Below are 8,964 nucleotides of genomic sequence, written 5' to 3' on the forward strand. Positions count from 1 at the left end.
GGAGCAGGGAGCAGGGGAAGCAGGGGAAGCAGGGGAAGAAATTACTTCTTTATCTTCTAACTCAGTACTCCCATTAGCCCGTGGTTCCGCCCGTTCGGTGAATTCTGTCGATTTATACCAACTGGTAAAAGACCAAGCACATTTGTTACATCGCTTTGGTGGACATCCCTTTGCAGCAGGTTTAAGTTTGTTGGTGGAAAATATTCCTTTATTTACAGCCGCGATTAATCAGCAGTTGCGCCAATCTTTAGGTAGCACAACCTTAACGCCAACCGTGCAAGCAGACTTGACGGTAACAGTTGCAGACTTGGGGAAAGAGTTGTTTTTGGAATTTAAAGTACTAGAACCTTGTGGAATGGGTAATCCCGTTCCGAAATTGCTAATTCAAAACTGTTGGTTTGAAAATGCTTGGCATCGCAATCAGCAGGATTGGCAAGGGAAAAAGGTACAGTACATTAAAACCGAGTTTGACATTCGGGATGATTCGGGCAGAAGTGCTTTTCCTGGCTTATGGTGGGGACATTACAAAGATGAATTGCCCATAGGAAGGTGTGATTGCATAGCAGAATTAGACTACAACACCTTCAAAAAACGTTATGAAATTAGATTAATTGCCGTGCGTCCTTCTGTTAACTCAGTTAGCACTCGCAACGGGCTAAACCTTAGCTTTCCGCTAACACCACTCATCTTAGACTTACGGAATCAAGAACACTCAAAAAAAGCTACAGCTAACGCAACTCAAGATTCACCACTAATTCTTGAAGATTGTCCCACGAGTTGGGAGAGTTTACGCTTATGGTTGCGGCGATGTTTAACGACAAGCCGCTTTGCGTCTAAGCTTGACAATCAACAACAATTAGCGATCGCTTGGTCTAAACCCAAGCACCAATCACCCAATCAGGTTTGGCTGACTCTTGTCGGAATTGCCAAATATCTCAGTCGCACAAATCAACCAGTTACGCGCGTCCAACTTTTAGAGAAAATCGGCATCAGCGACCAAACCTTACTTGTCGGAATCAAAGCTTTAAAATCTTTCGGGTTCACAGTCAAACGACAAGACAATTATTTACAAATTACCTGGCATCCGAGCGATCGCGCAGAAAACCTTGCCGATGAAGCAGTGACAAAGTTTTTAGCTGCTGTCCGCGAAGAACAATTCCAGCAACAGTATTTTGCCGAAGTGCCTTTGTCTACTATTGTGGCGATCGCAAACTCTGACAATTATATGGGTGCAAACCTTTAAAAATAAAAGCCTGTATTCATTACTGAATAAGGCTTTTAAGGTTTTTTATTAAATTTACATTGAGAACTTCAGTTTAATCACTGAATAGCGAATCCTTCCGGTCTGATCGCATCTTCCAAATCAACCCCCATCAGGTTAGTCCCCTGGATGTTTGCATTTGTGAGATTTGTCTTTTCCAAGTCTGCGCCCTGGAGGTTAGCCATTTGCAGGTTTGCTCCCAACAGGTTGGCTTTTTCTAGGTCAGCATCAAATAGATTTGCTCCTAACAGGTTTGCTCCCAAAAGGTTTACCTTACCTAAATCTGCTCCTTGAAAGTTTGCCTTTTGTAAGTTTGTTTGCTGTAAGTTAGCCCTTTCTAAGTCTGCATTTTGTAAGTTAGCGCCCTCTAAGTTTGCCGCTTGCAGGTTTGCATCCTTGAGCATTGCTCCAGTTAGGTTACATCCAACACATTCATTGGTTTGTAATAAATGTCTAACATTTGCTGCTACAGACACTACTGGCGATACAACTGGAGGTGTTACCGAAGAAGTTACAGGCTCCATTGGCGATGTAACTGGAGGTGCTACCGGGGAAGTTACAGCCTTCACTGGCGATGTAACTGGAGGTGTTACCGGGTAAGTTACAGTCTGCATTGGTGATTTAACTGGAGCTACTTTAGACCCCGTAGGTATAGATGGTGTTAGTGTTAAAGCTCTAACGCTGGGCTGGTCAAAGAGAGAAAATCCTGCTACAAGTACCAGAAATACTGCTGTTACGAGCCACCGAGTTAATTTTTTAGAATTTGATTGATTCATTAGTTCCTTCCTGTGATTATTCGTAGTAGTGGGTTTGATTTTATAGGAGCCATCAATAATCTGCTTTATTCTCACTTTAGATAAAATGATTGATAACATCAAATATTATTTTGATTGCAATTGATAAATTCAAGTGATTGAAATATCTTTGTGGATGGGAAACGATCGCAGATTTTTTGGTTATATCTGGGAATAGCCCTCATCTGCGACACCGATAGCGAACGCGAACACCGTCTCGCAGAGAGCGTCATATCCCGTTGTAGACATCACTTAATGCCTAATTAGAAAACATTGTCAGACTAGGCAAGAGTCGATATGATTCACTTTTAATTAAGATGGAGAGTCCCAGGTAAATTAAGACAAAGGGGAAGACTTTTCGACCGTAGCGAGTTAAAACGGGAGTCATCAGAGGGTTACGAGTCAGGTTGTAAGAGAGTAAGCACCACACCCCAACAGTAAAATAGCAAACACACAGAATTACACCCAAACTTGGAAGATTGCTACTAGCAAACAACGGTACATAGATTCCAATGTTGTTTCCTCCATTGGCAACGGTGACAGCGGAAACGCGGTAGGTTTGAGGATCGCGGATGGTTGCTAATAGTGATTTTTTCTGGCGTTCAGATTTGACAGGTGAGGTTAAGTCAACTGACACAGCTTGCACTGTCTCTGCTTGCTCTTCTCGGCTGATGAGATTACTGATACCAATGGCGACAGGAAGCAAACCTAGTAATCCAATCCAGGTGGTGGGAATCAGAAGACCGCCGAAGAAACCAGGAAGACTAGCAAAAACTAACGCGGTGAATCCAAGAAATTCACCGATAACAATATGCTTAGGACGAAAACTGCGATTGACTTTTCCAAAGAAAGCTGTCAAGTATAAATTGTCGTCAAAGGTGGTTGCAAAAGCGGCAGATATCCCAATAATTAATGTACTAATTAACCAAGTCATAATTGTTGCTCGCGATAATTCAATGCTGTTTGTCCTAGTCCTTCTCTGCTTCTCGCTGTGAGGACTGTTCAGGAGATTCTATGACTGTTGTAACTAACAACAACCGACGATTCCCCAGTTTTTAGAGGCGATGCCTACGGCAGTAAACTATGCCTCCAATTAAATTGGTGATTTTTTTCTCAGCAAGGTACCTTGGGAGCTAATGAAGTCAATATTATGGCTTGCAACCAAATAAGAGCAAATACTCTTGTTTTTCAAACTGATAAATAAAAGTGATTAGTAACTCAAGTCTTGAGGCAGCACCCCCGGCATTGGCAACCTACGCTTGGATTAATTATGGCGATCGCAATCTCCGACAACCAAGGCACAAGCATAAAAAACTGCTGAACGAGTAAGTAAGTGGGTCAAATTAAATATAAAACCTCACCCTGCCTCCGGCTTCCCTCTCCTTACTAAAGCTACGGTGTACAAAGATGTGTGTACACCGTAGCCCTTTTTAAGGGGGGTTAGGGGGGATCGCTGAGTACCTAAAATCACAGCGAAATACTTTTAAAACATCCTCTTAACGTGGTTTACAACGAACGGAATTCTTTATGCCAGTAAAGCAAAAGCCCTAACTCCTAATTTCCTCATCCCATAGATTTGAAGTCTTCGCAGTCTTTCATCCCAGAGCTAGACGTAAGTTTTCTTCATAGTTACCTACTATTAGATGGGAAATTGACCTCACCGAACCGGAGACTGAGATAAAAATGAGGTCGTGGTCTAGCTAAAGTTTTGGAATTCGTCATCATGTATGAACTAGTTCAAGCTGTCTTCAACGGTGATGAAAAAACTGCTCTACATCAGTTGATTTATGCGTTGAGTGCTTCAGGTAAGCGTTACTTTCTAAGAAATGAGATTTTGCAAGCTTTTGCCGATTACTGTCATCAATCCCAAAAGCCAGCCTATTTTTACTACTCTTCTTCTGTTGGCAAACTGATACAGTATACTCACGAAATAATTATCGAAGAGGAACAGACCTGGTTTGTGGTTCGACCGAAGATTGCTAATCAGGAAATTTGGCGATTGACAGCCGATTTGAATAGCTTCGAGCAGATGACGCAACAAGCGCTGCTAGATGTAAGAGATGGCTTAGTCAACCGCTACCAACCTCACATCCTCGAAATTGATCTTCATCCCTTTTACGAAAATTCCCCAACAATTGACGACCCCAGAAATATTGGTCAAGGTTTCGCCTTCCTTAACCGTTACTTGTGCAATCAATTGTTGACTGACCCCGAATATTGGCTAGAAATGTTGTTTAAAGCATTACAGGGCCTAAAACACGATGGGGTTCGTCTGCTGTTGAGCGATCGCATTCCCTCCGGGATTCAGTTAGCCAAACAAATTAAACTAGCACTTAATTTGCTAAATGAGCGATCGCCTGATGAATCTTATGAAAAATTCCGCTTAGACCTCCAAGAACTCGGCTTTGAGCCGGGTTGGGGTAACACTGCGGCGCGAGTCTCCGAAACCCTAGAACTCCTCAACCGACTCATTTACTCTCCAGAACCTGGCATCTTAGAAGCATTTGTAACCCGCGTCCCTGCCGTTTTTCGCGTTGTCCTCATTTCTATCCACGGCTGGGTTGGACAAGAAGATGTTTTAGGAAGAGATGAAACACTCGGTCAAGTTATCTACGTCCTTGAACAAGCTCGCAGCTTAGAAAATGAACTGCGCGAACAAATAACACTTGCTGGACTAGACCAGCTAGGTATTAAACCCCACGTAATTATTCTCACCCGACTAATCCCCAACTGTGAAGGAACATTTTGCAACCTGCGCCTAGAAAAAGTCCAAGATACTGAGAATGCTTGGATATTGCGCGTTCCTTTTGGTGAATTCAATCCTGAAATCACCAATAATTGGATTTCTAAATTTGAGATTTGGCCTTATTTAGAACAATTTGCTCTAGATGCAGAAAGAGAATTACTAACTCAATTCTCAGGTAAACCTAATCTGATTGTTGGTAACTACAGCGACGGTAACTTAGTGGCTTCTCTTTTATCTCGCCGGATGAAAGTTACTCAGTGCAATATTGCCCATTCTTTAGAAAAGCCTAAATATCTATTTAGTAATTTATATTGGCAAGATTTGGAAGATAAATACCACTTCTCAGCACAATTCACTGCTGATTTAATTAGCATGAATGCAGCCGACTTTATCATCACATCCTCCTATCAAGAAATTGTCGGCACACCAGACTCCATAGGTCAATACGAATCATACAAGTGCTTTACTATGCCGCACTTGTATCATGTGGTTGATGGAATTGATTTGTTTAGTCCTAAATTCAACTTGGTGCCGCCGGGAGTAAATGAGAATATTTTCTTTCCCTATAGCCAAAAAGAAGACCGAGATTCTCACCTTCGGACACAAGTCCACGACTTACTATTTAGCCGCGAAGATCCCCAAATCTTTGGTAACTTAGATCGCCCTAATCAGCGACCAATCTTTGCCGTTGATACCATTACTTCAATCAACAATCTCACTGGTTTAGCTGAATGCTTTGGTAAAAGTCAGGCGTTGCAAGAACGTTGTAACCTGATTATCTTAAGTAGTAAACTGCATCCAGATGAAGCGATAAACCGACAAGAAGCAGAAGAAATTCAAAAACTCTACGATGTTATCGATCGATATCATCTCTCTGGCAAGATTCGCTGGGTGGGGATGCGTATCCCTAGCAGCGAACTCGGCGAAGCCTACCGGATAGTTGCAGATTCTCAGGGAATTTATGTCCATTTTGCCCGCTTTGAATCCTTCGGCCGGAGTATTTTGGAAGCGATGATTTCTGGGTTGCCTACTTTTACGACTCAATTTGGCGGTTCTTTAGAAATTATCGAAAACCAAGAAAACCGATTTAATGTTAATCCTACGGACTTGGAAGAAACAGCAAATAAAATTATAGAGTTCCTTGACCAATGCGATACTCACGCTGAATACTGGCACGAAGTTTCAGAATGGATGAGTCAGCGAATTCATAATCGATATAATTGGCATCTACATAGCAATCAATTACTACTGCTGGCAAAAATGTTTACTTTTTGGAACTTTGTTGCACCAGAAAATAATGAAGCCAGAGATCGCTATATGGAAACCTTATTTCATCTCATTTATAAACCTAGAGCCGAAAAGATTTTGGAAAAGCACATGGGGGTAATTCGTAATTCGTAATTCGTAATTCGTAATTCGTAATTGGGAGTAGATTGGAGATTTTGAGTCTATAAAGGGGAGTTAGAACTTGAAGCATTAAGCTTAGATACTCGTTCATCCATCTCAGAACTCCGTTCATCCACCTCAGAACTCCGTTCATCCACCTCGGAACTCCGTTCATCCACCTCGGAACTGGATGAATCCACCTCGGAACTCCGTTCATCCACCTCGGAACTGGATGAATCCACCTCGGAACTGGATGAATCCACCTCAGAACTGGATGAATCCACCTCGGAACTGGATGAATCCACCTCAGAACTGGATGAATCCACCTCGGAACTCCGTTCATCCACCTCAGAACTCCGTTCATCCACCTCGGAACTGGATGAATCCACCTCAGAACTCCGTTCATCCACCTCGGAACTGGATGAATCCACTTCAGAACTCCGTTCATCTCTCTCAAATACTCAAAATTCCCATTTCCTATTCCCTAATCCCTACTCCCCACTTTATGCAAACAAAAGGCCGTTCTCGCAATTTTATTTACACAGACTGGATATTAATCGAAACCCAGTTTGACCCTGACCAATTGCAATCTAAAGAAACCGTCTTTACAATCGGCAATGGGTATCTAGGAACAAGAGGCAGTTTTGAGGAAGGGTATCCTCATGCATTGCCCGGTACTTTCATCAACGGTGTCTACGACGATGTGCCAGTGGTGTACACTGAACTGGTAAATTGCCCTGACTGGCTACCCTTGATAATAATTGTGAATGGCGATCGCTTCCGTCTCGATCGAGGTGAGATATTGAGCTACGATCGCCAACTCGATCTGCGTGAGGGACTACTTATCCGGGCTTTGCGTTGGCGTTCTCCCAGTGGAAACACCATAGATATCAGCTTTGAACGCTTTGCTAGTCTTGCAGATCCCCACGTTTTGGCGCTACGCTGCCATTTAACGCCAATAGATTTTGATGGATTAATCGAAATTCAAGCTAGTATCAACGGCTATCCCGAAAATCAGGGTTTCAATCACTGGGAAGGACTAGATCAGGGCAAAACTGACCAAGGAATCTGGTTACAACGCCGCACCCGCCACTCCCGAATTGAACTTGGGATGGCCGCGAAGGTGACAATATTAGGCGCTGAAGCATCTTTGCAAGTCAATACTGCACCCGGTTATCCAACCTTAAGCACTAACTTTTCAGCTAAAGCACAACAGGTGGTAACAGTAGAAAAAATAGTGACAGTTTTTACCTCGCGGGAGATTGATACCCCAGTCTCCGCCGCTCAAGAAAAACTCGCGCACCTGCCAGACTTCACAACCCTACAAAAAGCCAATCAGCAGGCATGGGATGAGGTTTGGCAGCAAAGCGACATCCTCATTGAGGGGGATAGCACAGCTACTTTTGCTGTTCGCTACAATCTCTTCCAGCTGTTGATTGCTGGCCCACCCAATGATGACAGGGTGAACATTCCTGCTAAAACTCTTTCGGGATTTGGCTATCGCGGTCATATATTTTGGGATACAGAAATTTTTATGTTGCCCATGTTTATATTTACCCAACCAGCGATCGCCCGAAATCTACTTACTTACCGTTGGCTCACCTTACCAGGAGCTAGACGCAAGGCATCCCATTACGGTTATAAAGGAGCAATGTTTGCCTGGGAAAGTGCTGATAGTGGAGATGAAGTAACACCACGTTGGGCACTCGGAAACGATTTTTATGGTGAAGACGTGCGGATTTGGTGTCGCGATCGCGAAATTCATATCAATGCAGATATTCCCTACGCCGCTTGGAATTACTGGCAAACCACTGGTGATGATGAGTGGATGCAAAAGTGCGGTGCAGAGATAATCTTAGATACCGCTATCTTCTGGGCCAGTCGGGTAGAATTCAATTCTGAGCGCCAACAGTATGAAATTCGGGGCGTAATCGGAGTGGATGAATACCATGAATTCGTTCACAACAACGCTTTTACAAACCGGATGGCGCAATGGCATTTAGAGAAAGCGATCGCAGTTTATGATTGGTTGGTTCAAAAATTCCCCGAACGAGCCAGAGAATTAGAAGAGAAACTGCAACTCACCTCAGAAGTGCGATCGCACTGGCAAGATATTATCGCCAAAATATTGTTTCTCTACGATCCATCAACACAACTCATTGAGCAGTGCGAGGGATTTTTCCAATTAGAAGATATAAATTTAGCAGATGATAAAGGGCGCGATCGCTCCATGCAAGCCGTCTTGGGTGTCGATCAAACTAACAAATATCAAGTAATCAAACAGCCAGATATATTAATGCTTCTTTATTTAATGCGAGAATCAGCAGATTTTCCCTACAGCGAAAAAGCATTGCAGGTAAACTGGGATTACTACGCACCCCGTACAGATATTACTTATGGTTCGTCTCTTGGCCCAGCAGTTCACGCCATCTTAGCTTCCGATTTGGGCAAATCAACCGAAGCTTACGAAGTATTTATGCACGCGTTAATGGTGGATCTTGAAGATAACCGAGGTAACACCAGCGATGGAATTCATGGCGCTAGTGCTGGCGGTATTTGGCAAGCTGTAATTTTTGGATTCGGTGGCATCCAAATCACCGAAAATGGCCCCGTAGCCAATCCCCATCTACCTGATGGCTGGACGCGCCTAAAGTTTAAACTACGCTGGGGCAATAAATGGCACGAATTCGATCTCGGCAAAGGACAAGTTGCACAAGATATAACTAGTCAACTAAAATATCTCCAACTTTCCCTCTCCCAAAATCCCCCCTTATCCC

The 8,964-nt window shown here is 43.3% G+C and carries 7 protein-coding genes; 4 read left to right on the top strand and 3 right to left on the bottom strand.

The genetic code is table 11. The annotated features are described in order from the left end of the window. A partial coding sequence (locus CDG77_RS32240; protein ID WP_223270097.1) for a DHHA1 domain-containing protein occupies positions 1-1,243 on the top strand: 1,243 nt, incomplete at its 5' end. Between the two features lie 77 nt (positions 1,244-1,320). Here CDG77_RS32240 and CDG77_RS32245 read toward each other — a convergent pair. Beyond that, positions 1,321-2,037, bottom strand: coding sequence for a pentapeptide repeat-containing protein (locus tag CDG77_RS32245; protein ID WP_094333280.1), 717 nt, complete (start codon positions 2,035-2,037; stop codon positions 1,321-1,323). A 277-nt stretch (positions 2,038-2,314) separates the two neighbouring features. Continuing rightward, the gene (locus CDG77_RS32250; protein ID WP_094333278.1) at positions 2,315-2,989 is read right to left on the bottom strand and encodes a cadmium resistance transporter; all 675 of its coding nucleotides are present in this window, start codon (positions 2,987-2,989) and stop codon (positions 2,315-2,317) included. A gap of 272 nt (positions 2,990-3,261) precedes the next feature. Between CDG77_RS32250 and CDG77_RS38765 the strand changes: the two genes are divergently transcribed. Both CDG77_RS38765 and CDG77_RS32255 read left to right on the top strand, forming a co-directional pair. Beyond that, entirely contained in the window at positions 3,262-3,384 is a 123-nt protein-coding gene (locus CDG77_RS38765; RefSeq protein ID WP_258169816.1) for a hypothetical protein, read from the top strand. A gap of 394 nt (positions 3,385-3,778) precedes the next feature. Further along, complete coding sequence (locus CDG77_RS32255; RefSeq protein WP_094333279.1) at positions 3,779-6,202, top strand: sucrose synthase; 2,424 nt, start codon at positions 3,779-3,781, stop codon at positions 6,200-6,202. Between the two features lie 47 nt (positions 6,203-6,249). On the opposite strand, the gene CDG77_RS35950 is transcribed toward CDG77_RS32255, so the two are convergent. Then, a complete protein-coding gene (locus tag CDG77_RS35950; protein ID WP_143857137.1) occupies positions 6,250-6,618 on the bottom strand; it encodes a hypothetical protein in 369 nt (122 codons plus the stop codon). Between the two features lie 74 nt (positions 6,619-6,692). Between CDG77_RS35950 and CDG77_RS32260 the strand changes: the two genes are divergently transcribed. After that, positions 6,693-8,964 (top strand): glycoside hydrolase family 65 protein (locus tag CDG77_RS32260; protein WP_094333281.1); only part of this gene is annotated, 2,272 nt, incomplete at its 3' end.

The sequence above is a fragment of the Nostoc sp. 'Peltigera membranacea cyanobiont' 213 genome (assembly GCF_002245975.1).
Taxonomy (GTDB): Bacteria; Cyanobacteriota; Cyanobacteriia; order Cyanobacteriales; family Nostocaceae; genus Nostoc.